The organism is Clostridium sp. AF32-7AC (genome assembly GCF_003477925.1).
GTDB classification, from domain to species: Bacteria; Bacillota; Clostridia; order Lachnospirales; family Lachnospiraceae; genus Otoolea; species Otoolea fessa.
Genome location: NZ_QUEG01000001.1, coordinates 166340 through 190392 on the forward strand (window position 1 = coordinate 166340; position 24053 = coordinate 190392).

A 24053-nucleotide genomic window follows, 5' to 3' on the forward strand; every position below is an offset into this window, starting at 1 on the left:
TACTACAACTAAATACTCGCCGCCCACACAGCGGCACATTAAGCAGGAAATCTGAAAAAGATCTCCTGCTTTTTTTCTGCCCAAAATGAAGTGGTAAAACGCCACCCCATCCACCAATTACCGAAAGGAGGGACACGAAATGCCCTGTCCACACAACGAAATCACGATTGTGCAGCGCAGCCAGCGACAGTCTGCGGTTGCCGCCGCTGCTTACCAGAGTGGCGAAAAGCTGTTCTGTGAATACGACCAGCAAGTGAAGCACTACTCGGAAAAGCGTGGTATCGTCCACAATGAAATCCTGCTCCCGGCAAATGCTCCGCCGGAGTATGCAGACCGCAATACCTTATGGAACGCCGCCGAAGCGGTGGAGAAGCAATGGAACTCCCAGCTTGCAAGGCGGTGGGTGCTTACCATCCCCAGAGAGATACCGCCTGACCAGTACGCTGTCCTTGTCCGGGAGTTTTGTGAACAGCAGTTTGTTTCCAAAGGCATGATCGTTGACTTTGCCATCCACGACCCCCATCCGCCGGGACACAATCCCCACGCCCATGTCATGCTCACTATGAGGGCAATGGACGAACATGGAAAATGGCTTCCCAAGAGCCGCAAGGTTTATGACCTTGACGAAAACGGGGAACGGATAAAACTTCCGTCCGGCAGATGGAAAAGCCACAAGGAGGATACGGTGGATTGGAACGACCAGAAGTATTGCGAAATCTGGCGGCATGAATGGGAGGTCATCCAGAACCGCTATCTGGAAGCCAATGACCGCCCGGAGCGTGTGGACTTGCGTTCCTATGCCAGACAGGGGCTTGATATTATCCCTACTGTCCATGAGGGAGCTGCTGTCCGGCAGATGGAAAAGCGGGGTATCCAGACGAACATCGGCAACCTGAACCGGGAAATCAGAGCTGCCAACAATCTGATGAAGTCCATCCGACAGCTTATCCAAAACCTCAAAGGCTGGATTACCGAGCTGGGAGAAAAACGAAAAGAACTGCTTGCACAAAAGGCGGCGGAGGAAGCGACACTTCTTCCCAATCTGCTGATGAAGTACATGGAGATACGAAAGGAAGAACGGAAGGACTGGACGAGGGCTGGACAGAACCGGGGGACTTCACAGGACTTAAAGGCAGTCAGCGAAGCCCTGTCCTATCTCCGGCAAAAGGGGCTTTCCACTGTGGAGGACTTAGAAGCATTTCTGGAATCCTCCGGGAAATCAGCCGCAGATTACCGCAATCAGATGAAGCCAAAGGAAGCCCGAAGCAAAGTGATTGACGGGATTCTTGCCAGCCGGACAGACTGCAAAGAATGTAAGGCTGTCTATGAGAAGTACCAGAAGATATTTTTTAAGAAAACAAAGGAAAAATTCAAACAGGAACACCCGGAGGTTGCCCGGTATGAGAAAGCCGCCGCCTACCTTGCCAAGCACCCGGACGATAAGGACAGTACCCAAAAGGAGCTGCAAGAGGAGCAGGAAACGCTTCTGGAAGAAATCGCAGAGCTGAAAGTACCGCTGACCGAGGTACAGGAGGATTTGAAGAAGCTGCGGGACATTCGCTACTGGGTACGGAAAGCCACCCCCGGCACAGAAGAAAGCAAAGAGCCGCCCAAGAAACAGCCTATCAAAGAAGTCTTGCAGGATAAGGCTGACGAGAAAAAAGCACAAAGAACTGCCCCGGTGCAGACAAAACACAAACAACAGGATATGGAACTTTAACAGGCACTTGCCATTTTCAGATTGAGAATGTCAGGTGCTTTTCTTTTTTTCAAGGAGGGATAGATTTGAATGTATTTGAAACTGTGAAGCAGTCCGTCACAACAAGACAGGCTGCGGAGCATTATGGAATCCATATAGGTCGGAACGGGATGGCTTGCTGCCCGTTCCATAACGATAAAACCCCAAGCATGAAGCTGGATCGGCGTTATCACTGCTTCGGCTGCGGTGCAGATGGGGATGTGATTGATTTTGCCGCCGCCCTGTATGGGCTGGGAAAGAAAGAAGCCGCCGTACAACTGGCACAGGACTTCGGGCTTTCCTATGAGGACTGGAAACCGCCGGGAAAGGCAAAAAAGCCCAAGCCCCGGCAGAAATCCCCGGAGGAACAGTTTCAGGAAGCAAAGAACCGCTGCTTCCGTATCCTTGCCGATTATCTCCACCTACTCCGGGAATGGAGAAAAGATTATGCCCCACACTCCCCGGAGGAAGCCTTTCATCCCCGGTTTGTGGAAGCCTTACAGAAGCAAGCCCATGTGGAATATCTGCTGGATGTGCTGCTGTTCGGGGAAACCGAGGAAAAAGCGGCTTTGATTACGGACTACGGAAAGGATGTGATACAGCTTGAACAGCGAATGGCAGAGCTTGCAGCCGCAGACGCAGCAAGAACTAAAAAACACCATAAACGCCATGCAGCCGCCCCAGAGCATTGAGGAAATCAAGGCGGGGCTGGAAACTACCGAGAAAGGCGGTGTCCGTCAGAGCATACGAAACTGCCTGACTGTATTCCAGCGTGACCCGCTGCTTTCCGGGGCTATCGCCTACAACATCCTGACCGACCGCAAAGACATCATAAAGCCCATCGGTTTCCACAGGGAAAGCACCGCCTTAAACGATACGGACATGAAGTATCTGCTTCTCTATCTGGAAGAAACCTACGGGCTTACCAATGAGAAGAAGATTGATAACGCCATCGGGATTGTGGCGAATGAAAACAAGTACCATCCCATCCGGGATTATCTCAATACCCTTGTGTGGGATGGGACAGAGCGAATCCGCTTCTGCCTGCGGCACTTTTTGGGGGCTGACGCAGACGATTACACCTATGAAGCGTTGAAGCTATTCCTGCTGGGTGCAATCTCACGAGCCTTTCAGCCCGGATGCAAGTTTGAAATCATGCTCTGTCTGGTAGGCGGTCAGGGGGCTGGCAAGTCCACCTTCTTCCGTCTGCTGGCAGTCCGGGACGAGTGGTTCTCCGATGATTTGCGGAAGCTGGACGATGACAATGTGTACCGCAAGCTGCAAGGTCACTGGATTATCGAAATGTCGGAAATGATGGCAACCGCAAACGCCAAGAGCATTGAGGAAATCAAGTCATTTTTAAGCCGGCAGAAAGAGGTTTACAAGATACCCTATGAAACCCACCCGGCAGACCGCCCCCGTCAGTGCGTGTTTGGCGGCACTTCCAATGCCCTTGACTTCCTGCCCCTTGACCGTTCCGGCAACCGCCGCTTTATCCCCGTCATGGTGTACCCGGAGCAAGCCGAGGTTCACATTTTAGAGGACGAAGCTGCTTCCAGAGCCTATATCGAGCAGATGTGGGCGGAAGCGATGGAGATTTACCGAAGCGGCAGGTTCAAGCTGGCTTTCAGCCCCGCCATGCAGCGGTATCTCAAAGAACACCAGAGGGATTTTATGCCGGAGGACACCAAAGCCGGGATGATACAGGCGTATCTTGATAAGTACACCGGGAGCATGGTCTGCTCCAAGCAGCTCTACAAGGAAGCCTTGAACCATGTCTTTGACGAGCCGAAGCAATGGGAAATCCGGGAAATCAACGAGATTATGAACCAGTGCATTTCCGGCTGGCGGTACTTCCCAAACCCAAGAATGTTTTCCGAATATGGCAGACAAAAGGGCTGGGAGCGTGAAAACCCGGCAACGGACTCCGGCAACCCGTCTGAAAAAACGATGGACGGTTTTGTGGAGGTCACAGAACAGATGGAGCTTCCATTCTGAAAATGACAGCCCGTTGCATCCCCTGTTGCTATCCCGTTGCCGAGCCGGTTGCCGGGGAAAACCCCATAACTGCGGGCTTTTCTCCCCTATGACAACCAAAACAACAGAAAAATAAAAGAAAAGTATAAATAGTAACCATCGCCAGATTGAGATTGTTTGCAAGGTCTTTTGAAGCCCGTTGCCGGACTTCGTTGCCGACACCCTCTGTCTGGCTATTTTCATGTATGGAGGATAACTGCCTATGGCAAAAAACAAAACAGAGATTCATGTGACCACTGTATTTGACGGGGAGCTGGACGCCACCGATGTGTTCGTCAGCCTGATTTCCCAGAAATACGGAAAAACAAATATAAAAGAATATCTTGCTAAAAAGAAAGATATGGAGTATAATGAAGATGAGGTTCAAAAGAGCCAGATACCGTCTGGATTGTGTGGGTAAATGGCTATGATGAACGAAATGGAATACAGAACAATCGGTTCGGCACTTGCCGGAGGGTATCGTGCAGCGGTCTATTGCAGACTGTCAAAGGACGATGACCTGCAAGGCGAAAGTGCCAGTATCGCAAACCAGCGTGATATGCTGGAAAAATACTGCGAAAAGCAGGGATGGGAGGTTGTGGCAGTCTATCAGGACGATGGCTTCACAGGTCTTAATATGGAGCGTCCTGATCTACAGAGAATGTTGAGAGCCATTGAGCGCAGGCAGGTCAACCTTGTCATCACGAAAGACCTCAGCCGACTGGGGCGTAATTATCTGCAAACCGGGCATTTGATTGAGGACTTTTTCCCAAGAAACGGTGTCCGCTATATCGCCATGAATGACGGTATCGACACCCTGCGGGATAACAACGATATTGCCCCGTTCAAGAATATCCTGAACGAGATGTACAGCAAGGATATTTCCAAGAAAGTCCATTCCTCTTATCTTCTGAAAGCGCAGAAAGGACAGTTTACCGGGTGTCTTGCCCCGTTTGGGTATCGGAAAGACCCGGAGGACAAAAACCATCTGCTCATTGACGAGGAAACCGCCCCGATTGTGCGGCTGATTTTCGGATATGCCCTGAACGGACATGGTCCGAACTATATCCGCAGACGGCTGGAGGAAGAAAAAATCCCCTGCCCCACATGGTGGAACCGGGAACGGGGGCTTCGCAATACCCGCACCAAATGGGAAAAGAAAGACCCGGAAAACGGGCGGTATATGTGGGACTTCTCCGTTATCAAAGACCTTTTGATGAATCCCGTCTACACCGGGGCGATTGCTTCCCAGAAAAAGGACTACCGTTTCAAAATCGGCACGATTGGGGAAAAGAAGCCGGAGGACTGGATTGTGGTGGAGGGGCAGCATGAACCGCTGATTGACCGCATGAGCTTTGACATTGTGCAGAACAAGCTGAAATCCCGCCAGCGTCCGGGGCAGACCAATGAAATCAGCCTGTTTGCCGGACTGTTAAAATGCGGCGAGTGTGGGAAGTCGTTGACGGTACGCTACACAAACGCAAAACATCCCCAGCGGATATACTCCTGCAAGACCTACAATGCCTTTGGAAAGAACCACTGCACCCAGCACCGGATTGATTATGACACCCTTTACAGCCATGTGCTGCGGAAAATACGGGAATGTGCCAGAGCTGCCCTGATGGACGGGGAAGCGGTTGCCGACCGCCTGACCAATACCTGTGAAGCCGAGCAGCGGGAACAGCGGGAAGCAATGGAACGCTCCCTTACAAGGGACGAGGAACGGATTGAGGTTCTGGACAAAATGGTCATGCGGCTTTATGAGGATATGATTGCAGGGCGTATCAGTGAGCAGAATTTCAACACCATGCTGGAAAAGACACAGACCGAGCAGACGGAGCTTAAAGCAAAAGTGTCCGAGGGCAGAAAGCGGCTGTCTGATGAAGTCCAGCTTGCCAATGACGCAAAACAATGGGTGGAAGCCATTCAGGAATATGCCAACATCACAGAGCTGGACGCAGCCACCCTTAACCGCTTAATCAAAGAAATTGTCGTGCATGAACGCATTGACGAAGATAAAACAAGACACATTTCTATCGAAATTCATTTTAATCTCAAACCCATCCCGGAGGTGGAACAGGTCACTGCCTGACCTGTCCCGCCGGGACGGTTCTCTTAAAAACACCATATAGATTTTTTGTACGCCGCCGCCCGCCATCGAGCAGAGTTTTACACCTAATTGGGGATAAAACATTTCATGGATCATGACTTCTCCGGGGATTGCACCTTTATCGGAATCATGCAGATTTTGGGCAGTAAAATCCTGTTCATCTACCAGACTGACACCGGAACGTGCATATCCGCCATTAGAGATACGACCTTGAATTAGTTTTAAAGAGTCGAAAGAGAAGAACTGGGGCATTCCATAATGAGAGGAGCAGTATTCCATAACTGTTTGGATTGCTTCTGCGGCATTGGCTTCTTCCATGATCGGCTGGTGCTTACGACCATAATAGAACTGAATTGTTGTACCCACAGCTTCAATATCCTGGCGGACATAGTCTCCTGCATAGAGAATACCACGGTTTTCTGTATCTTCGATTCTCCATGTAATGGTTCCGTTGTCATGCTCTGCTTCTTTTTTTGCCTCGGCTAGTCCAAACGGGATTACAGTCATGGTGTCTGGAAGAGTAATATCTGTGATGGAAGAAAACGTACCATCTGCAGTTCCTGCATTCATGATTGCGGGAGCCAGAGCCTGATTTTCCAGACATAAATACTTTGAGCTGATCTCCGGTTTTCCCTGCATGGTTTCCATTAGATTCCAGTCCTGTGGGAATCCATGGTAGTCAAAACAAAGATTGATGGACTCAAGAGCAGGGATCGTGACATTTAAAAGTGCCATATTGGATTCCTGATAATCGTCAATTTGGAAAGGCACAGGCTGGCCATTGGCCTGGACAGAATTTACCTTATAGCCGGGATTGAGTGCAAATGCCACCTCTTGCTCTGTTCCTGTTGTATTTTCAATTTGGAAGGATGCAGTGCCGGATACGGTTCCATTGGAAAGATTGGGATGGACATCTGAGAACCTTTTTTCACAGAATACTCCCTCCAGGTAGGGAATTTCAAAAAAGGTGGTGGCAGACAGATCCGGATTGCTGTGATCCAGGAATGGCTGAAACTTATATAAAAAGCCGCAAAAAGCAAAAAGGCAGACTGTAATCATGGGACGCCAGAAGCGGCGGATACTGTACTTCATGGAACCCAAGGGACCTTTGCCATATTGTCGAATACACAGATAGGATAAGAGCCAAACTGCTGCCGCGCCTGTGATCCAAGTAAAACGCATATAAGCTACCGAACGGAAGATACGGAAATTTGTAAAATCATCTGAGATTGCCCATACGCAGGGGTTGAGCCAGCACAGCTGCCAGTTGTCTTTCCAGATGGTCAGGCTCAGTCCGGCCAGGGCAGCCAGTATGACGATAGACAGATCCAGACGGCGGGTGAACTGATATGCACAAGAGGACAACAGGATAGCAATGGGTATGGCCATTCCCATAAATAAAAAGTAGCATAAGAAATAGGTTAGGCTATCAAAAACACTTCCAGAAGCCATCATGGTAAATGGCATCCAGACAACTACAGTGATACTCCATGCTAAACCAGCGGTACCTATAAGAGACAACAGACGGATGCAGGAAACAGTCAGTGGAGAGACAATTGAATATAGGAGCGCCTCCATCTGCCCGCGTTTTACCCGATTCCATTCCCAGACAGTCAGGAATGCAAACAGAAGGCTGGAAAAGATTCCAGCGGCCAGGGATGGATTGGCCAGATAGGTCCCCAAAGTGGTAGCCTCCGTTGGTTGATATAGAAACAGACCCATGACAGGAGAAAGAACGGTAAGTCCCATAATCAGCCAGGTTAGAGGCGAATGCAGAAGACGCCGGAACTCTAACCAGAATAAGGAAAAGATTCTCATCGCAGTTCCTCCTTGGAGATCAGATAAAGGTAGGCGTCTTCTAAGGTGGGTTCTTCGGCGTGAGCGTAAGAGGGAAGTGTTTCCCATACCCCCCTGCAGCGTACCCCGAAAGCAGTATTGACACGGCTTGTAATGTGAAGACCCTGCTCATGGGACGTGTCCTGTTCAAAAAAGGTGCCTACGTGTCCAGCGGCGAGCCGGATCAGGTCAGACGGTGCTCCAGTAAAGAGGATGGAGCCGTGGTGGATAACAATCAGCTGGTCACAGACAGACTGTACATCCTCGATGATATGGGTGCTTAAAAGTACCAGACGTTCCTGGGCAGCCTGGGAAAATAAGTTGCGGAAGTGGATCCGTTCTTCTGGATCCAATCCTACGGTTGGCTCATCAAAAATCAGGAGTTTTGGATCGCCTAAAAATGCTTGGGCAATTCCAACCCGCTGACGCTGACCGCCGGACAGGGTTCGGATCCGGGCATTGGATTTTTCCGTAAGGTTGACTTCCTGGATCACTCTAGTCAGAATGGTTTTTGTGTTGGATAATCCCTTTAAGGCAGCCATATAGTCCAGGAACTGATAAACAGTCAGCTCTTCATAAAGTCCAAATGTCTGGGGAAGGTATCCCAAGTGGCTTTTTAACAGATGTTCCTGTTTCAAAAGTGGCTGTCCATCTACAAGGATACTTCCGTTTGAAGGAACCAAGGCAGCTGTCAGAAGCTTCATCAGTGTGGATTTTCCAGCACCGTTTGGTCCCAAAAGTCCGATCATGCTGGGAGCTTTTAGTTCCAGATTCAAATTTGAAAGAGCTTGTTTCCCATTGGGATAGGTCATACTTAAATCCTGAATGCGAATGTCCATGTTGTTATATCCTTTCGTTTTTAGATTCCTGCATTTTTAGGTTGGACAGTTTTTGTTCCACCCTGCATTTCACATCATCACTCAGTGGGATGGAATCAGCGGCAGCCTTTAACTGTTCTGCAATATAATCATCCAATGGATCCTGACCGGGAATATAGTTGGATGGAATGGTATTTGGGTTTTCTTTTGTCATAAGCGGCCTCTCTTTCTGTTGGTATTTTATATCAGAGTTCCATGATCCAGTTTCAAAATGTGATCCGCTGCCTGAGCGACTTCCCTGCTGTGGGTAACAACGATGACACATTTTCCAAGCTCATGGGCTGTTTGTTTTAGGAGTTCAATAATCTCTCCTGTTGTGGTTTCATCCAGGTTCCCAGTTGGTTCATCAGCAAGAAGAACCTTTGCTTCACTGGCCAGAGCACGGGCAATCGCCACTCTTTGCTGCTGACCGCCTGATAACTGGAGGACATTCCGGTTCCAGGCATCCTGTGGGATATTTACTTTGGTGAGAAGTTCTCTGGGATCTTTGGTTCCGCCCAACTTTACGTTTTCCTGAGCGGTAAGATAATCAATCAGGTTATAGTTTTGAAATACCAGAGAAATATGGTGTCTGCGATGGAAATTAAGTCCACATTTTTGAATATCCTCCCCATCGTATTGGATTACTCCTTCGCCAGGAGTGTCCAGTCCGGCAAGAAGGGAGAGAAAGGTGGTTTTTCCGGATCCGCTGGAGCCTATGATGGAATAAAATCTGCCCGCTTGAAATCCGGCGGATATTTGGTGCAGCACAGGGATGTTTTTTTGTGTTCGGTAAGTATAACTTATATGGTTTGCTTCCAAAATCATTGCAAGACCTCCTAACTCATTTCGCTCAAAATTTCTCTTGGCTTTTTGCGGAACATCGTAATTCCTGCAAGAGAAACAGATAATAAGGTTAACAGTGTGATGCTGATGCCATCAGCACAGAACATGGATGAGGACAGAGATATCTGTACATCCGTTACTGTCAGCTCTGGGGCAACATATTCAGTCTGTATTTGATTTGCCGTTTGATCTTCTTGAAGCTGTGCCTGTTGTTCCTGCTGAACGACCAGGTATTCAGCCGCAGTTTTGGAAACCATGGGAGCAGCCAGAAAAGAAAGGCTGACGGCAATAATTCCGATGAAAAAGGCCTCCAGAATCATTTGAAAAAGGATTTCCAGCTTTGAGATTCCTAAGGACATCAGGATCCCTATTTCATGGGTTCGGCTTTTCATCCAGAAAACAAAAATAAGGGATAAAATAATGAAACTGGCACCAGCAATAATGAGTAAAAGCATTTGGCTGATATGCTCCAGGTCATTAAAATTGGATGCCATAGTATCCAGATTTCCATTGTTATCAATCAAATCATACCGTTCCCAGTTGATGTCAGTCTGTTGGATTCGTTCCTTTACTGCTTCGTATTCATCGACCTGTTCAACTTTGAAATAGGCTTTTTCAAACAGTGGGGAATCCTGTTCCGCTTTTGCCGGAAAGTCCAGATTTGTAAAAATAATGTTTTCGGAGCGGTAGGTGTCGCCGGACATATAAGGAGTCATAGGTTCCCTGACCTGGTAGATACCTACAATCTCTGCATATTGGATTGGACCTTCCCGCTTAACAGGGGAAAAGCCGATCCGGTCACCGACTGTAAGATTATTTAAAAGGGCAAGTTCTTCTGATATTACGCAGACATCCTGGTCTTGGGGGACAGTCATACGCCCATCTTTTATGGTTACGACTCCATTTAAGACATTAGAATCCAAATTCATCGTGCGGTTGCCTACCAGGGAAACACCTTTAGAATCATAGGTTTGATCTTTGTCCGGATCTTCAATTCGGGAAAAGCCCTCTGGCTTTACAGGAGTTGGAACCGTTGTAATATTGTAATCAGAGATTCCGGAAGCAGCAGCTATTTTTTCAATGTCTTCCCGGACGAGGGATTCAAAAGAATGATCCGTCCACACATATCCGGAGGGCTGTCCATTGCTGATGATCGTTTCTGCATGAACGCCTTGATAACTGCCGCTTTGTCCGACTCCGAACTTTTCTTCGATTGCTTTAAATGCTTCCTGAAGACGTTTGTTTCGATTTTCCGGGTTTCCTTCTAACAGGAAACCGGCCCCGATTGCCTGCCGGGTGCTGTCTTTTGCTGCAATATTAGCAGAGCGGCTTGCCATACCAGACAGAAACAGAAGACTGATCGTACCGATTACAAGAAGCAGAAGGATGCTTTTGACTGGTTTTCTGAGGCAGGATCGGATGGCTCTTTGAAATAGATTCACATTATCCCTCCATTCTGGATAAGATATCTTTTGGGTTGGTAGTTAAAACGGGAACCAGGGACAGCAGCACTGCTGTCAAAATTACCAGGCTGCCAGTTGCAAACAGAATGACAATTTCTTTCATCTGAAGGCTTGGCGTCATGACAAGTGCGAGTTCCGAGGCTGAAAGGATGGCCTGCACTACATTAGCACTGAGAGTTCCAAGACAGCACGCCCCTATGGCAGCCAGGAGAAAGATCATGACAGATTCCAGAAAGGTCTGGAGAAAGATGGCTCCCTTTGACTCTCCAAGACTGATGAGTACAGCCATTTCCCTCTGACGGCTTCTCATCCACATACACAGAAGCAGAGAAACAATAACGGTTCCGGACAAAAGTGTGAAGGCCATCATAAGTTTTGTAATCCGAATGATCTGTTCCAGAGGGGCTTTCATCTGCTGGTATAAGAGATCGGAGGATGTAACTTCTGCCTTTTCTCCCAACAATTCCTGCAGTTTCTCAGCCAGAGTCTCTGTCTGCTCTGGCTGATCGGTATAAACAATCAATCGGTTAAACCGATCGGCACCAAATAGGGCTATATAGGATTTGGCATCGATAAAAATCTGATTTTCGATACGGTACAGGGAATCCAGAGTATTGTCCTGTTGGTGTTCATTTCCGGAAAGAAACAGGCCACAGACGGTTGCGGAAATGGTTTTTCCATGCTCATTTTCCAGACGAATCCGATCTCCGATGGAAATACCATTGATTGTGGCAAATGTTTCATTTATGACTGCACTGGAATCAGACTGTGGATTGATCAGTTTTCCACCGGTCAGGCGATAGTTCTGTGTGGCAAAGGGGCCATCTTTTTCTAAATCGTCATAAGCGGTTAAATGAATCTGTGAATTTTCCGGTTTCTGAGAATCACTGGCTGTAATGGGTAAGAAATCGGAAAGATAACCTGGGCTTTCTGCATGACGGTTCAGGAATGTGACATGAGGCAGCTGTGCTGCAGCAGAAATATCCTGACTGGAAAGCTGGTATGTATCCTGCGTGATCTCACAGACTGCTTTCGCCTTTGATTTTTCCTGCATAGACACTTTGGTTGTTTGGGCGGCATGAAGAATCATGACAGTGCCGAGGATCATACTGTTTACCAGTAAAAGGATCAGAAATAATAAAACAGTTTTTGACCGTTTGCGGAACAGGTATAAGCAGGCTCTGTGATAAAATGACATGATAGTTTCCTCCCTGCTTATTCGTAACGGATCAGGAAAATCTGCTTGGCCAGAATCGCTCCGGATTCGTCTGCTTCACCATAGACAGCGATAGATGTTTCTTTTTTGATATCTGCGGCACTTGCGGTTTCCAGTGCAAGTGCTCCAGTAGATTGGTTGATGCGGGCAAGCTGGAACGTGCAGTTTTCCAGATAGTTGACAGTAAGGAGATTTTCCGCATTTTCTGAATCAACGGCCATGATGGCAGCCCCGGCATCTGTTGTTGAGAGCGGGTTAAGGGTCAGATCTGTATCAGAAAAAGCAGTTACCTCGCCAGAGACAGTGGCAGAATTCAGTAATTCTTCTGCACTGGCAGGCACATTGTTCGGATGTGTTTCCGAGGATTCCTGCTGAGGTTGTTCTGTCTGGGGCTCAGACACAGTATTGGTTTGCTGCATTTCGGTTTCTGTCTCAACGGGTTGATTTTGAGGTTTACTCTGACACCCGGCCAATGAGAAAATACATAAGAGAGTTGCGAATCCTACTGTTATTTTTGTGTGTTTCATGTGATATCCACCTTTCTGTTATTTCTATAAGGCTTGAAATGCCCATAGATTACTAATTTGATGTTCCAGTGTTTGATACTCCCAAAGTTGATTGCTTCGCTCTTTACTGTTGGGATCCTTTATGATAAATTTTCCATCCTTGAGTCCCGTGATAACAATGAAATGTCCAGTTGTTGTAAAATCACCGGGACGCATACTGCAGATGATTGGCTGTCCAGATGACAGGGCGTTTTCCATTGCGGATTGAGAGAGGGTTAATTCTTCTCCGATAATGCCGAAATGGGATGCACCATCGCTCATCAGAGACCAGCTGGTGCCCGAATCTGGGGCATAATACCCTTGCTGCGTGGCATAGCTGGCTATTGTATAGGGGGTAATGGTGTTTTTGCCGGTTAGACCAGCAATTACCATAGACAGGCAGGTAGGACCACATCCGTTTACCGCTATTACATCGTCTCCATAGAATGCGTATCCCCATCGTGGATCGTATTGCAGAAGGAGCGGATAGGTTCCAAGTTTTACATCACCGATGGTATCAGAGAAAACCTCTCCTTTTTTATTGGGATACTCCAATACAAAGTCCAACATATCCAGATTTTTGGATAACATTTCGAGGAGTTCGGAGGGGTATTCCTGAAAGTGATCGATAATGTCCTGTATTTTTGGCTCCTGTTTTTTCAATGTCTGTAAGGTCTGCAGCAGATCCGCATCCGTAGAATTTTCTATCGGAGTATCGGATACATTGCCATTTTGATCTGCTGCCATGATTATATAATCAGAATCTGAATCAGATGGTGGGGAAGAGCGGCTCCTGTAAAAAAGACGGATAGCACATATGCTGATAACCGAAATAAGTACCAGGCCTAATATCATACGGAAAATGTTTCGACGATTGTGTTTTTTTCGCCGTTTCCGAGGCCGTTGTTGACATAGCAATTGAATCCCTCCTTTGCTGTTTTCTGCATACCATTTTATTCAAAAACTTATCTAAAACTCCTCTAAGAAAAAGAAAGATTTTGATGAATTTTTAGAGGACTTTTAGAGATTTTCCCTGGTATATTTGATATACTGAACCGTGAAAAAGAAAGGGATGATTTATTGTGAAGATACTCATATTGGAAGATGATATAGAGCTGAGTTTGGCAATGAAGCAGGAACTTTTGAGAAATGATTATATGGTGGACTGCTGCCATGATGGGGAAACAGGGCTTCTCTACGCACTGAATGCAGAATTTGGATATGATCTGGCCATTGTTGACCGGATGCTGCCGGTCATTGATGGTCTGACAATTATTAAAGCCATGCGTAAAAAAGGAATTTCGGTTCCAGTAATTATTATTACAGGAATGTCCTCTATTGATGACCGGATTGATGGTCTGGATGGAGGAGCAGATGACTATCTGGTCAAACCGTTTTATATCCGTGAACTATTGGCAAGGGTACGGGCTTTGACCAGAAGACCTCATGAAATGAAAGAGCAGGATATTCTTTCTTATCAGGACTTAAAGCTGGAACGCTCCAACCGGAAACTTGAGGCCAATGGAAAGGAACTCCTGTTGACAGCCAAGGAATCGGAACTTCTGTACACCTTACTCAAATCACCGGAAACGCTTCTGACAAGAGAACAGCTGGTTCTAAAAGTTTGGGGAACTGATTCAGACATTGAACCTGGAAATGTAGATAACTATATTTCCTTTCTCAGAAAAAGGCTAAAGCAATTAAACAGCATATGTGAGATTAAGACTATTTATGGAAGCGGATATCAGTTGAGGTGCAGCCTATGCTGAACCATTTATTTCAAAAACTGCACCTGTTTTTTGTTATGACAATCATGGTAATTGTTACGGGCGTGATTGGATTATCCTTTTCCAATCATGTAAATGCAAGCGAGGCGGCAGAAGTAACCTTTTTGCAGAGAATGACAGCGCTGATCGTTAATCAGCTGGAGGAAGAAGGGGCGAATGCAAAAGAAGTTCTTTCTGCCTATGAAAAAGATATGTCTGTATCATCAAAATTGACCGATGCATATGGAGAACTTCTCTACGAGAGCAGAACTGGTTTAGAGGATATTGAAGGACAGCTGAACAATGTGGGAATGCAGATTGTTACCTATTCGGCAGAAGAGGAAGGCAATCAGGCCAAACTTCCAGCCGTGGAAGGAATGGTTGAGATGAAAGGAAACCATTATGAGAGGTATCTGATTAACCTGGCCCATTTTACTTCCGAAGATGATACAAACAATTCATTGACTCTGGTTTATGAGCAAACGCCTATATTTCAGATGTTTTTGGAACAGCTGCCGATGTATCTGGCAATCTGGATTGTCACACTGCTTTGTGTCAGTCTGGTCAGCCGCTTTTTGCTGAAGAAAGCCTTGGAGCCAACCGAGCGTGTGATGCAGAGCCAGAAAGAGTTTGTTGCTTCTGCCTCCCATGAATTGAAAGCACCATTGGCTGTGATTGTGGCAAATGTGGAGAATATGCAGCATGAAGCACAAAACGAAGGGCTTCAGGGGAATTTAAAAGTCATTGATTCGGAGTGTATGCGTATGTCCCGTTTAATTAAGGATATGCTTCTTTTAGCGTCATCGGATGCGGAAAAGTGGACGATCCATACTTCTGAGGTCAATGTGGATACGCTACTTATTTCTTTGTATGAAGCCTATGAACCGCGGTGCATGAAAAAGAAGATAAAATTGACTTTGGATCTGGGAGAAGAGTTATTTCCAGTTATTATGACAGACAAGGAGCGATTGTTCCAGCTGCTCAGTATCTATCTGGATAATGCACTGCATTATAGTCCAGAGGGAAAAGAAATCCAGATCCGGGTGGATATGTGTTCAAAAGAACTGACGTTCTGGATTGTAGATCATGGAATTGGCGTGGAAGAAAAGGCCAAACCATTTATCTTTGATCGGTTCTACTGTGCAGACCAGTCTCACACAGATAAATCGCATTTTGGGCTGGGGTTAAGTATTGCAAAAGAACTGGCCCGGATGCTGCAGGGAAAGATTGGTATGGAAGATACGCCGGGGGGAGGGGCATCTTTCTTTTTCACACTGGATTTAAAATGATAGAAAAGGAATGGACGATTCAATGAAGGGAGTTCTTTCATGAATCAAGTATTAATTGAAAAGATATTTGTGGAATACAATGAGATACTGAAATTATTGAATATTTCATTATTCTGTTGAATAGTAAAAAATTTATAATTGCGGATCCAGCCTGTTAAAAAAAACGGTATCTTGACGGGCTGTAGAAGCACGCCATAATTTTATCCCTTCAAGCTCCGTTTGGAGTTTGGGGGGATATTTTCATGTGCTGGAATTGTATGCTGCGAATTCGTAGCTGCACGATTCAATTTTTGATTTAAAGTTTTCTGTTAAGAAACATAACAGCGAAATAGATTTTATAGAGATTTTTGAAAGCTGGTTATGGAAACAGGATGTTTGTGGTCAGAAAAGTGAACTATTAGAGCATATAAAACATGAAATGAGTGCCTGTATGGATAAAACTGTCTGTGCAGGCACTTTTTTGCGTTCTGAGAGCGAAAGTTTCAGGTGTCGAAGCCCTCCGCTTGTCCTTCATTTTCGAGAAATTGAGCGAATGAAGGAGGACAGGCTATGGCAAAGCCATATAAAATACCAGATTTTAGAAAAATGTATCCGGAAGCCAGCGAGGAAGTCATCGCTGTTTTAAGAACAACAGAAAGAAAAATGCAGTATCAGGAATATGACTTAAAAAGAGCGAGGAATATCGTGGATCCGAAAACAGGAGAAGTAATGACGGTTCCAAGCAGAGAAGATTCTTATGAGAGGCTGCAGGAGATGGCGGTACAGTTTCCAGAAGAAGACGATGGTGTGGAGGATCAGATCTTACAAAAGTTGGAGTTTGAACGGTTACATAAAGCAATTTTGACACTTTCAAAAGAGGAGCAGTGGCTGATCCATGAACTTTATTTTGAAAATCAGACAGAGCGAGAAGTAGCAAAACAAATGGGTGTCTATCACAATGCAGTTCATAAACAGAAAAAGAGGATTTTGGAAAAACTCAAAAAAATATTAGAAAAAAATTGATTTTAGGGTGTGCAAAATCTTCTGCCAGCGTGGAAGAGAGTGAAGGGGATTGATTTCCTCTTCTGTTCCTTGGCAAATACTGTTTTGACAGTCATATCCGGCAATACAGATACTTTAGCTGTTCAGCCCAAAAGGAGAAGCACAGAGGAGAATCCGCCATGACCACCTGCAGACGGTCAGAGGGTCTGTCAATAAGATGACATCAAAGGTGCAGAGCGGGAACGATTTGTCCTCAAAGCAGTCTATGGCAGGCTGCCTGCAACGACCTGAACAGCCTATAATGATACTTCCGTCCAGTCACAGCCCCTTAAGAAGGGATCACGCAATGAGGGCGGCTCGGAGAGATCCTCGGAGGGGATAAATCCCATGACAGCCATGAGCCATGGCTGGTTTGCATTGCCGCCCAGAGAGAACAACAGGATCACTTATGAGTGTTCCTGTTGGTATCCGGTTCCGGGAAGTAGTGTCGAATAGGAGCCAGTGAAAATGAAGAACAGGTGATTTTATAACAGAAACTACGGTGACAGTCTTATGCAGAGGATTCATACCGAATCAATCACAGAATAAGGCTGTCACTGCCCTTGTGTTATAAAGTCAAAAGGGAAAGCGAGGTGAACATCACGATAAAAAAAGGAGACATTTATTATGCAGATCTGACTCCCGTTGTTGGTTCTGAACAGGGAGGGATCCGCCCGGTTTTGATTATTCAAAATGATATTGGCAATTATTACAGCCCAACCGTAATCGCTGCAGCAATTACCAGCCGATTTCAGAAGCATTCCATTCCTACTCATATTCAGCTAGAGCAGGAAGTAAGAGGACTTCGCAGAAATTCGGTCATCTTGCTGGAGCAGGTGCGTACCATTGATCGTATGCGACTGAAACGATACATAGGAAGCTTGAATGGGAGCATGATGCAGAAGGTGGATCGGGCTATACTCATCAGCTTTGGATTAAAAGAACAAAATCGGGCATAGAATGGTGTTTGGATGTTTGACAGGAGGCAGGAATGGAACAGAGAAGAGGGGCATGGATTTATTGTGCGATTGATGCACCGGATGATACCCATGACACATTGAAAGAACAATTTAAACAGTTGATTGATTATGCAGACCAGATGGAACTTGAAGTGGTCGGGAGCTCCAGTGATGTAGGAGCAAAACCACTTTGGGAGAGAAATGGATTCCGGCAGTTTGTAAGCCAGGTTCAGAAAGGTAGTGTGAAGGTGCTTTTGATTATGAATAGGAACTGCCTGTCTAGGTCTTCCATGCAGCTGGCAAGGGTACAGATTTTGCAGGAGAGCCATGGAGTGCGTGTTTATTCCCCAATGGAGGGAGAGATTGGATTCAGCCATTAAAAATAAGGAGGAGTTTACAATGAAGCCGGAAGATAAAAAGATGGTGGAACGGATTATGGGTACAGGAACGATGGGGTATGCCTATGAGTATCCATATGGTGGAGGAGCCAGAAAAGAGTATATGTTGGCACTGACTCCGGAAAATTTGGCGAACTTTATAGGTGCAAGAGGATGCGAAGCAGAAAAAATTATTATAACTGACATAGCGGACAGGCTGGTTGTGAACACCATGTTTGGAATGTTAGATGTTTGTCCCGATCAGAAGTTATGTAGGAGAATTGTGCAGCATCTGTTACCAATTCAGATGGGAGAAAAAGAGGCAGGTAAAGTGTTAGCTGTGAATCGGAATGTGTCAAATCAATACTTTGCTATGGAAGATGAAGCAGTTACGATGGCAGAATACCAGATGTTATAGGAATTACTGGGTGGATGGGAGAATGATAATGATTGGAATATTGATTATTGCAGTGGTCGGAATCGGTAGCTTTTTGGTAATTGCTGGTATTGCATTTGAAGTGGCAGGGAGCTACCAGATCGATTAAAGAAATGGGGAGGGACTTGGCTTGGAGAAGAAAGAGAGCAGGGAAGTCAATTATAAGCTGGCTGTGAAGCTGTTGGATCTGATGTTGAAAAATGGTTTTTTACTGCCAGAGGAATATGAAAAAATTGATGCTTTAAACCGCCTGACATTTGAACCGGAACTTTCCAAAGTATATGCTTAAAGCCCTGGATATCCTGCAGAAACTGTGGTATTGTGTGGTACTAACAGGAGAGATGATTATAAGAAAAGTATATCTGAATCCTGAAAAATGGAGGAAAGGAGAAGAAAAATGAAGGCAAAAAAGGAAAAGAAAATCACGCGGATCGAGCCGGTTCGTACCACACAGTCCCTTGAAAAAACACAGATAAAACGAGTGTGTGCGTATTGTAGAGTTAGTACAGATTCCGAAGATCAGAGGCATTCGTTTGACTCACAGGTGGCATATTACAATCGGATGATTGGAGAACGAAACAACTGGATTTTTTCAGGTATCTATGCGGATGAGGACAGGAGCGGAACAAAGATGAATGGCCGGGATGAATTTCAGAAGATGATGCAGAACTGCCGCCGGAGACAGCATGATTATATTATCACAAAATCAGTCACACGATTTGCAAGAAATACAGTAGACAGCATTCAGGCGATTCGTGAATTAAAGGCTCTTGGAATTGGCGTATACTTTGAAAAGGAACGGGTTGATACCCTTTCTGAAAAAAGTGAACAGCTTCTTACCATCTTAAGTTCCATTGCCCAGGGAGAATCAGAGAATACTTCTACCAATGTCAGATGGTCTGTGGTACGGAGATTTCAAAATGGTACCTTTATCATCAGTGAGCCTGCTTATGGATACTGTAAAGATCCAGATGGAAATCTGATCATTGAACCGAAGGAAGCGGCAGTGGTACGAAGAATTTTTGAAGCATACCTGGGAGGGATGGGTTCCTATGCAATCGCCCGGAGCTTACAAGAGGAGAGAATCCCTACCAGCCGGAAATCGAATGGCTGGCAGGAGGGTTCTGTTAAAGAAATTCTTAAAAATCCGGTTTACGAAGGGGATCTGCTTTTGCAGAAGACCTGTACTACAGAAGGGGTACCATTTAGAAAGAAACGGAACCATGGAGAACTTCCCCAATATCTGATCCGCGATAACCATGAACCCATTATCAGCAGAGAAGAAGCGGAAGCAGTTCGTAAGCTCTGTGCATATCGAAAGGAACAGCAGTGTGTCGAGAACACAGAGGTATATCAGAACCGTTATGCATTTAGCAGCCGGATTCGGTGTGGGGTGTGCGGCAGCACATTCCGCAGGCAGAAAATATACATAGGAAAACCTTATGAAAAAGTCCAGTGGTGCTGCCATAAACATATTCAGGACAGAAAGGTCTGTGGTCAAAAGGCAATCCGGGAAGACGATATCCAGTGTTTGTTTACCAGGATGTGGAACCGACTGGCTGGAAATTATGAGGAAATCTTGATACCTTTGCTGGCAGGACTCAAAGCGGTTCCAAGAGATCCAAAGCAGGAAAAGGAGATTGGGGAGTTAAGTCATCAAATAGAGGAATTAAGAAAGCAGAGCCATATGTTGCGGCAAGTCCTGGTGGACGGTAACATTGGCTCTGCTGTTTTTATAGAAAGACGGAACCAACTGGATTCAGAACTGGAAACAGCGATCCACAGGAGGCAGCTTTTAGAGGAGGATCAGTTTTTTGAGCAGGAGATCATGCAAACAGAATATCTGCTGACCGTATTTCGGAGCCGCCCAGCCAGGATGGAGGATTACGATGAAGAAGCATTTTTGATGATTATTGACCATGTGACGGTATATCCAGAAAAGAGAGTTCAGTTTTGCCTGAAAAATGGTTTGGAGCTGGAAGAGTCACTGGAGGAAGGAGACATGGCGGATGGCAGGAACTAAACAGCAAAGGCATTTGCCAATCGGATATCGAATTCAAAATGGCAGGGCAGAGATAATTCCAGAAGAGGCAGAATTGATACAACGCATTTTTCAGGATTATCAGGAGGGAGCCACCATCTATGGAATTGCAAAGTGGATGACAGAGATGGGAGTGCTGAATGCAAACGGACATCCTTCATGGAATCATGGTTCTATCGGAAATTTGTTGAAGAACCCAAGATATTGTGGGGATGAATATTATCCGCCAATTATTTCAAAGGAACTGTTTCAACAGGTACAGGAGAGACGGGCAAATAAGGCCAGTCAACTGGGACGCAGGTACCATCCAAACAGCTATGCAAACAAAGGTATTTTGAATGGGAAGATCTTTTGTGGAGAGTGTGGATTAGAATATCGAAAATATGCAAAGAAGCGGCAAAAGCCAGAAGAAGATAAATGGTGCTGGAAATGCTCCAAATATCAGAAGGGAAGGAAGGTGTCCTGCGGAAACAGAATTCTGTCAGAGGAGCAGATTCAAAGTGCGGCTATGGAAGCTATGAATATGGTAGCAGAGCACCCGGAACTGGCTCAGATGGTTCAAAAAGAAAGAGTGGCATTGGAAACACCTAAATACAGAAAGCTGACCAGACAGATTGAAGAACTTCTGCAAATGGAAGAGTTTTCAGCAGAAGAGATCAAAACACTGCTTTACGAGAGAGCAATGGAACAGTATCAATCCATGGAAATACAAAGCCAGCCTTATTATGCAGAGCAGATGGCAGAAATCCTGTGCAGAGGTGGAAAACAGGAACAATTTAATGAAGGATGTTTTCAAAAGACGGTGGAGAAAATCATGGTTTTTAAGAATGGAACCATGGATGTACATATGAGAAACGGAGTCATAATCCAGATTAAAGAGAATGGAGAGGAGGGAAGCAGCGATGCAGGCAAGTGTAAAAAAGAACATATCTGTCATACCGGCAAAGCCAGCTTATGACCGGAGCATCAGGCCGCAGATGCGAACCCTTCGGGTGGCAGCCTACTGCCGTGTCAGTACCTTGATGGAACAGCAGGAATCCAGCTATGAAGCCCAGGTGCAGTATTACACAGAAAAGATTAAAAGTAATCCCAATTGGAAACTGGCGGGGATTTATGCAGATGATGGAAAGAGTGCAACCAGTACCAGAAAGAGATCGGATTTCCAGTCCATGATCGATGACTGCATGGCAGGAAAGATTGACATGGTCATTACAAAATCCATCAGCCGGTTTGCCAGAAATACCGTAGACTCCCTGACCAATATCCGGAAGTTGAAAGAAAAGAACATTGCCGTATTTTTTGAAAAAGAAGGGATTAACACGCTGGAGGGAAGCGGAGAACTGCTGATTACGATCCTGAGCAGCCAGGCACAGGAGGAGAGCCGGAATATCAGCGAAAACTGTCACTGGGGAATCGTAAGACGATTTGAAGCAGGACAGGTCATTGTCAACCACAGTAAGTTCCTTGGATATACGAAGGACAGGGACGGAAATCTGGTGATTGTACCAGAAGAAGCGGAACTGGTGCGGCGAATTTACCGGCTGTTTCTGGAAGGAAACAGCAGCTATAGGATTAAAAGGATCCTGGAATCAGAGGGGATTAAGACGGTAACCGGAAATACCGTGTGGCAGGCAACCGTGATCGATAAGATGCTGACCAATGAGAAATACATGGGAGATGCCCTTCTGCAGAAGACCTATACCGTAGATTTTCTGACCAAGAAAAAGGTGGCCAATAAGGGGATTGTTCCCCAGTATTATATCGAGGATGATCATGAAGCCATCATACCAAAAGAATTATTTTACCGGGTACAGGAAGAGAAAGCCCGAAGAGGAAATATTTATCGGGCAGCTATTAAGAAAAAACGGGGAGAAGAAAAAAGTAAATACAGCGGCAAGTATGCATTGTCGGATTTGATGGTCTGTGCAGAATGCGGACAGCCCTACCGGAGGCAGGTATGGTCCAAATATGGAAAGAAAAGTGCTGTGTGGAGATGTGATAACCGGTTGAAACATGGTTCCGAGCGGTGCAGGAATTCCCCGACTCTAAAAGAGGAAATCCTCCACGAAGCGATTATGACGGCTATCAGCAAGGTGGTAGAGGATCAGGGCGAATTTGTACAGGCGTTCCGTGAAAACGTGATCCGGATTATCGGAAACTATGGAAGTAAAGCAGAACCGACAGAATACGATACGGAGATTCAGAAACAGGAGAAGCGTCTGATGACACTGATCGAAGAAAGTGCCAAGGGAAACTGCCAAGAGGCAGATTTTGATCGGGAATACCGGGGCGTTACAGAGCAGTTGAAGGAGCTGAGAAAAAAGAAAGAACAGTTCATGAAGGAACAGCGTCTGGCAGAAGCCTATGACCAGAGAGTGGAAGAGATGGATAGTTACATGAAAAAAACAGGAGTTTTACGCCGGGAATTCGATAATGACCTGGTGTGGAGGCTGATTCAGACGGTCAAGGTTATCAACCAGAATAAGATCGAGATCCAGTTCCGGTCGGGGATCGTGATGGTGCAGAGGCTGGATGCATGGGAAGACTAGAAATGGATATTAAGGAAGAAATACGGGGACCGCCTGACTAAAAACATAAAATTCAAACATAAAATGAACTGTAATGAACCTTGCAACAAAAGTGTGCCTGTGATAAAATTTAGGTATGATAGGGGAAGTATATGCTTCTGATAAAAACAGGCAGAGAAAGGAAGAGCAGACATGAGTAAGGATTGGGAAGAAAAGTTCAGACCGGAAGATCTGCAGCGACTCCGTGGATTTCGCCTGATGGATGATGACTTTATGTCAAAATGTTTTGAGGAAAATATTGAGTGTACGGAGCTGGTACTGCAGATTGTGCTTGGCAGGGATGATTTGAAGGTGGAAAAGGTAGCAATCCAGCATCAGCTTAAAAATTTGCAGGGCAGATCGATTATTTTTGACATCTATGCCACAGATCATGCCGGAAAAAGATATAATGTGGAAATCCAGAGAGCAGATCGCGGTGCGGGAGCAAAAAGAGCCAGGTATCACAGCAGTTTGATTGATGCCAATGTGACAGAGCCAGGAGAGAAGTTGGAAAATCTGGTAGAGACTTATGTAATCTTTATTACAGAACGAGATGTGCTGGGAAAGGGAAAACCAATTTATCATATTGACCGGGTAATCAAAGAAACCGGCGAGAATTTTGGCGATGAGGCACATATTTTATATGTGAACGGTGAATACCGGGATGAGTCGCCTATAGGGATTTTGATGCATGATTTTTCCTGTACCGATGCCAAAGATATGAAGTATAGAGCATTGGCAGAACGTGTAAGATATTTCAAGGAAGATGAGAAAGGAGTGGCTGCTATGTGTAAGGCGATGGAAGATATGCGGAATGAGGCTAAATTAGAAGAAAGAAAAGAAATTGCTTGCAGTTTGCTTGCAGATGGTGAGTTATCTTATGAGAAGATTGCAAAGCATACAGGATTTACAGTCGAAGAGATTCAGAAACTCGCTGCTCAAAAAGGAGCATGATATAACTAATAGAGCAT

General features: G+C 45.7%; 24 protein-coding genes. 16 read left to right on the plus strand and 8 right to left on the minus strand.

What is annotated here, in order from left to right; all coding sequences use genetic code 11:
• Window positions 1–139: 139 nt before the first annotated feature.
• The 5 genes from mobQ (at window position 140) to DWZ45_RS00935 (ending at window position 5846) form a co-directional block, all read left to right on the plus strand.
• Window positions 140–1720, plus strand: a complete 1581-nt coding sequence (gene mobQ, locus DWZ45_RS00910) for a MobQ family relaxase (RefSeq protein ID WP_118467130.1) — start codon at window positions 140–142, stop codon at window positions 1718–1720.
• 65 nt (window positions 1721–1785) lie between these two features.
• On the plus strand, window positions 1786–2430 hold the full coding sequence (locus tag DWZ45_RS00915) for a CHC2 zinc finger domain-containing protein (protein ID WP_004841066.1): 645 nt from the start codon (window positions 1786–1788) through the stop codon (window positions 2428–2430).
• Window positions 2408–3736: a virulence-associated E family protein gene (locus DWZ45_RS00920; RefSeq protein WP_003020317.1), complete on the plus strand. Its 1329-nt coding sequence runs from the start codon at window positions 2408–2410 to the stop codon at window positions 3734–3736. Before DWZ45_RS00915 ends, DWZ45_RS00920 begins: the two co-directional genes overlap by 23 nt.
• Window positions 3737–3977: 241 nt before the next feature.
• Window positions 3978–4175 carry a hypothetical protein gene (locus DWZ45_RS00930; RefSeq protein ID WP_117963110.1) on the plus strand — a complete coding sequence of 66 codons (198 nt, stop codon included), beginning with the start codon at window positions 3978–3980 and terminating at the stop codon, window positions 4173–4175.
• A complete protein-coding gene (locus tag DWZ45_RS00935) occupies window positions 4176–5846 on the plus strand; it encodes a recombinase family protein (protein ID WP_118006294.1) in 1671 nt (556 codons plus the stop codon).
• On the opposite strand, the gene DWZ45_RS00940 is transcribed toward DWZ45_RS00935, so the two are convergent.
• The 8 genes from DWZ45_RS00940 to DWZ45_RS00975 are packed head-to-tail and all read right to left on the minus strand — an operon-like array spanning window position 5730 to window position 13374.
• Complete coding sequence (locus tag DWZ45_RS00940; protein WP_118467132.1) at window positions 5730–7682, minus strand: ABC transporter permease; 1953 nt, start codon at window positions 7680–7682, stop codon at window positions 5730–5732. The genes DWZ45_RS00935 and DWZ45_RS00940 overlap by 117 nt on opposite strands.
• Window positions 7679–8539: an ATP-binding cassette domain-containing protein gene (locus tag DWZ45_RS00945; protein ID WP_117498584.1), complete on the minus strand. Its 861-nt coding sequence runs from the start codon at window positions 8537–8539 to the stop codon at window positions 7679–7681. Before DWZ45_RS00945 ends, DWZ45_RS00940 begins: the two co-directional genes overlap by 4 nt.
• A 4-nt stretch (window positions 8540–8543) precedes the next feature.
• On the minus strand, window positions 8544–8732 hold the full coding sequence (locus DWZ45_RS00950; RefSeq protein ID WP_066545584.1) for a hypothetical protein: 189 nt from the start codon (window positions 8730–8732) through the stop codon (window positions 8544–8546).
• A 26-nt stretch (window positions 8733–8758) separates the two neighbouring features.
• On the minus strand, window positions 8759–9385 hold the full coding sequence (locus DWZ45_RS00955) for an ABC transporter ATP-binding protein (RefSeq protein WP_117498586.1): 627 nt from the start codon (window positions 9383–9385) through the stop codon (window positions 8759–8761).
• An 11-nt stretch (window positions 9386–9396) separates the two neighbouring features.
• Window positions 9397–10845 carry an FtsX-like permease family protein gene (locus DWZ45_RS00960; RefSeq protein WP_182426601.1) on the minus strand — a complete coding sequence of 483 codons (1449 nt, stop codon included), beginning with the start codon at window positions 10843–10845 and terminating at the stop codon, window positions 9397–9399.
• 1 nt (window position 10846) lies between these two features.
• Entirely contained in the window at window positions 10847–12064 is a 1218-nt protein-coding gene (locus DWZ45_RS00965; protein WP_066545587.1) for an ABC transporter permease, read from the minus strand.
• 17 nt (window positions 12065–12081) lie between these two features.
• The gene (locus DWZ45_RS14415; protein ID WP_147324684.1) at window positions 12082–12609 is read right to left on the minus strand and encodes a hypothetical protein; all 528 of its coding nucleotides are present in this window, start codon (window positions 12607–12609) and stop codon (window positions 12082–12084) included.
• Between the two features lie 24 nt (window positions 12610–12633).
• Entirely contained in the window at window positions 12634–13374 is a 741-nt protein-coding gene (locus tag DWZ45_RS00975; protein ID WP_117498693.1) for a C39 family peptidase, read from the minus strand.
• Window positions 13375–13709: 335 nt separating this feature from the next.
• Between DWZ45_RS00975 and DWZ45_RS00980 the strand changes: the two genes are divergently transcribed.
• From DWZ45_RS00980 to DWZ45_RS01025, 11 genes are all read left to right on the plus strand, one after another.
• The gene (locus DWZ45_RS00980; RefSeq protein ID WP_182426602.1) at window positions 13710–14396 is read left to right on the plus strand and encodes a response regulator transcription factor; all 687 of its coding nucleotides are present in this window, start codon (window positions 13710–13712) and stop codon (window positions 14394–14396) included.
• Complete coding sequence (locus DWZ45_RS00985; RefSeq protein ID WP_118467136.1) at window positions 14390–15682, plus strand: HAMP domain-containing sensor histidine kinase; 1293 nt, start codon at window positions 14390–14392, stop codon at window positions 15680–15682. Before DWZ45_RS00980 ends, DWZ45_RS00985 begins: the two co-directional genes overlap by 7 nt.
• Window positions 15683–16231: 549 nt before the next feature.
• Window positions 16232–16684, plus strand: coding sequence for a sigma-70 family RNA polymerase sigma factor (locus DWZ45_RS00990; RefSeq protein ID WP_117498594.1), 453 nt, complete (start codon window positions 16232–16234; stop codon window positions 16682–16684).
• 617 nt (window positions 16685–17301) lie between these two features.
• Entirely contained in the window at window positions 17302–17661 is a 360-nt protein-coding gene (locus DWZ45_RS00995; RefSeq protein WP_117498695.1) for a type II toxin-antitoxin system PemK/MazF family toxin, read from the plus strand.
• Window positions 17662–17693: 32 nt separating this feature from the next.
• Entirely contained in the window at window positions 17694–18041 is a 348-nt protein-coding gene (locus DWZ45_RS01000; protein ID WP_117498596.1) for a recombinase family protein, read from the plus strand.
• Between the two features lie 19 nt (window positions 18042–18060).
• A complete protein-coding gene (locus DWZ45_RS01005; protein ID WP_117498597.1) occupies window positions 18061–18456 on the plus strand; it encodes a hypothetical protein in 396 nt (131 codons plus the stop codon).
• A 148-nt stretch (window positions 18457–18604) separates the two neighbouring features.
• Entirely contained in the window at window positions 18605–18763 is a 159-nt protein-coding gene (locus DWZ45_RS14465) for an SHOCT domain-containing protein (RefSeq protein WP_182426603.1), read from the plus strand.
• 108 nt (window positions 18764–18871) lie between these two features.
• Window positions 18872–20497 (plus strand): recombinase family protein, encoded by a 1626-nt coding sequence (locus DWZ45_RS01010; RefSeq protein ID WP_227589612.1) that lies wholly within the window; start codon window positions 18872–18874, stop codon window positions 20495–20497.
• Entirely contained in the window at window positions 20484–21473 is a 990-nt protein-coding gene (locus tag DWZ45_RS01015) for a recombinase family protein (RefSeq protein ID WP_182426604.1), read from the plus strand. Before DWZ45_RS01010 ends, DWZ45_RS01015 begins: the two co-directional genes overlap by 14 nt.
• The gene (locus tag DWZ45_RS01020) at window positions 21418–23064 is read left to right on the plus strand and encodes a recombinase family protein (RefSeq protein ID WP_118467142.1); all 1647 of its coding nucleotides are present in this window, start codon (window positions 21418–21420) and stop codon (window positions 23062–23064) included. Before DWZ45_RS01015 ends, DWZ45_RS01020 begins: the two co-directional genes overlap by 56 nt.
• Window positions 23065–23235: 171 nt before the next feature.
• A complete protein-coding gene (locus DWZ45_RS01025) occupies window positions 23236–24036 on the plus strand; it encodes a PD-(D/E)XK nuclease family transposase (RefSeq protein WP_117498605.1) in 801 nt (266 codons plus the stop codon).
• Window positions 24037–24053: the final 17 nt, after the last annotated feature.

Coding starts and splice junctions, on each gene's coding strand:
- mobQ (WP_118467130.1), top strand. CDS start 140: ATGCCCTGTCCACACAACGAAATCACGATTGTGCAGCGCAGCCAGCGA.
- DWZ45_RS00920 (WP_003020317.1), top strand. CDS start 2,408: ATGCAGCCGCCCCAGAGCATTGAGGAAATCAAGGCGGGGCTGGAAACT.
- DWZ45_RS00930 (WP_117963110.1), top strand. CDS start 3,978: ATGGCAAAAAACAAAACAGAGATTCATGTGACCACTGTATTTGACGGG.
- DWZ45_RS00935 (WP_118006294.1), top strand. CDS start 4,176: ATGGCTATGATGAACGAAATGGAATACAGAACAATCGGTTCGGCACTT.
- DWZ45_RS00940 (WP_118467132.1), bottom strand. CDS start 7,682: ATGAGAATCTTTTCCTTATTCTGGTTAGAGTTCCGGCGTCTTCTGCAT.
- DWZ45_RS00945 (WP_117498584.1), bottom strand. CDS start 8,539: ATGGACATTCGCATTCAGGATTTAAGTATGACCTATCCCAATGGGAAA.
- DWZ45_RS00950 (WP_066545584.1), bottom strand. CDS start 8,732: ATGACAAAAGAAAACCCAAATACCATTCCATCCAACTATATTCCCGGT.
- DWZ45_RS00955 (WP_117498586.1), bottom strand. CDS start 9,385: ATGATTTTGGAAGCAAACCATATAAGTTATACTTACCGAACACAAAAA.
- DWZ45_RS00965 (WP_066545587.1), bottom strand. CDS start 12,064: ATGTCATTTTATCACAGAGCCTGCTTATACCTGTTCCGCAAACGGTCA.
- DWZ45_RS14415 (WP_147324684.1), bottom strand. CDS start 12,609: ATGAAACACACAAAAATAACAGTAGGATTCGCAACTCTCTTATGTATT.
- DWZ45_RS00975 (WP_117498693.1), bottom strand. CDS start 13,374: ATGGCAGCAGATCAAAATGGCAATGTATCCGATACTCCGATAGAAAAT.
- DWZ45_RS00985 (WP_118467136.1), top strand. CDS start 14,390: ATGCTGAACCATTTATTTCAAAAACTGCACCTGTTTTTTGTTATGACA.
- DWZ45_RS00990 (WP_117498594.1), top strand. CDS start 16,232: ATGGCAAAGCCATATAAAATACCAGATTTTAGAAAAATGTATCCGGAA.
- DWZ45_RS01000 (WP_117498596.1), top strand. CDS start 17,694: ATGGAACAGAGAAGAGGGGCATGGATTTATTGTGCGATTGATGCACCG.
- DWZ45_RS01005 (WP_117498597.1), top strand. CDS start 18,061: ATGAAGCCGGAAGATAAAAAGATGGTGGAACGGATTATGGGTACAGGA.
- DWZ45_RS01010 (WP_227589612.1), top strand. CDS start 18,872: ATGAAGGCAAAAAAGGAAAAGAAAATCACGCGGATCGAGCCGGTTCGT.
- DWZ45_RS01015 (WP_182426604.1), top strand. CDS start 20,484: ATGGCAGGAACTAAACAGCAAAGGCATTTGCCAATCGGATATCGAATT.
- DWZ45_RS01020 (WP_118467142.1), top strand. CDS start 21,418: ATGCAGGCAAGTGTAAAAAAGAACATATCTGTCATACCGGCAAAGCCA.
- DWZ45_RS01025 (WP_117498605.1), top strand. CDS start 23,236: ATGAGTAAGGATTGGGAAGAAAAGTTCAGACCGGAAGATCTGCAGCGA.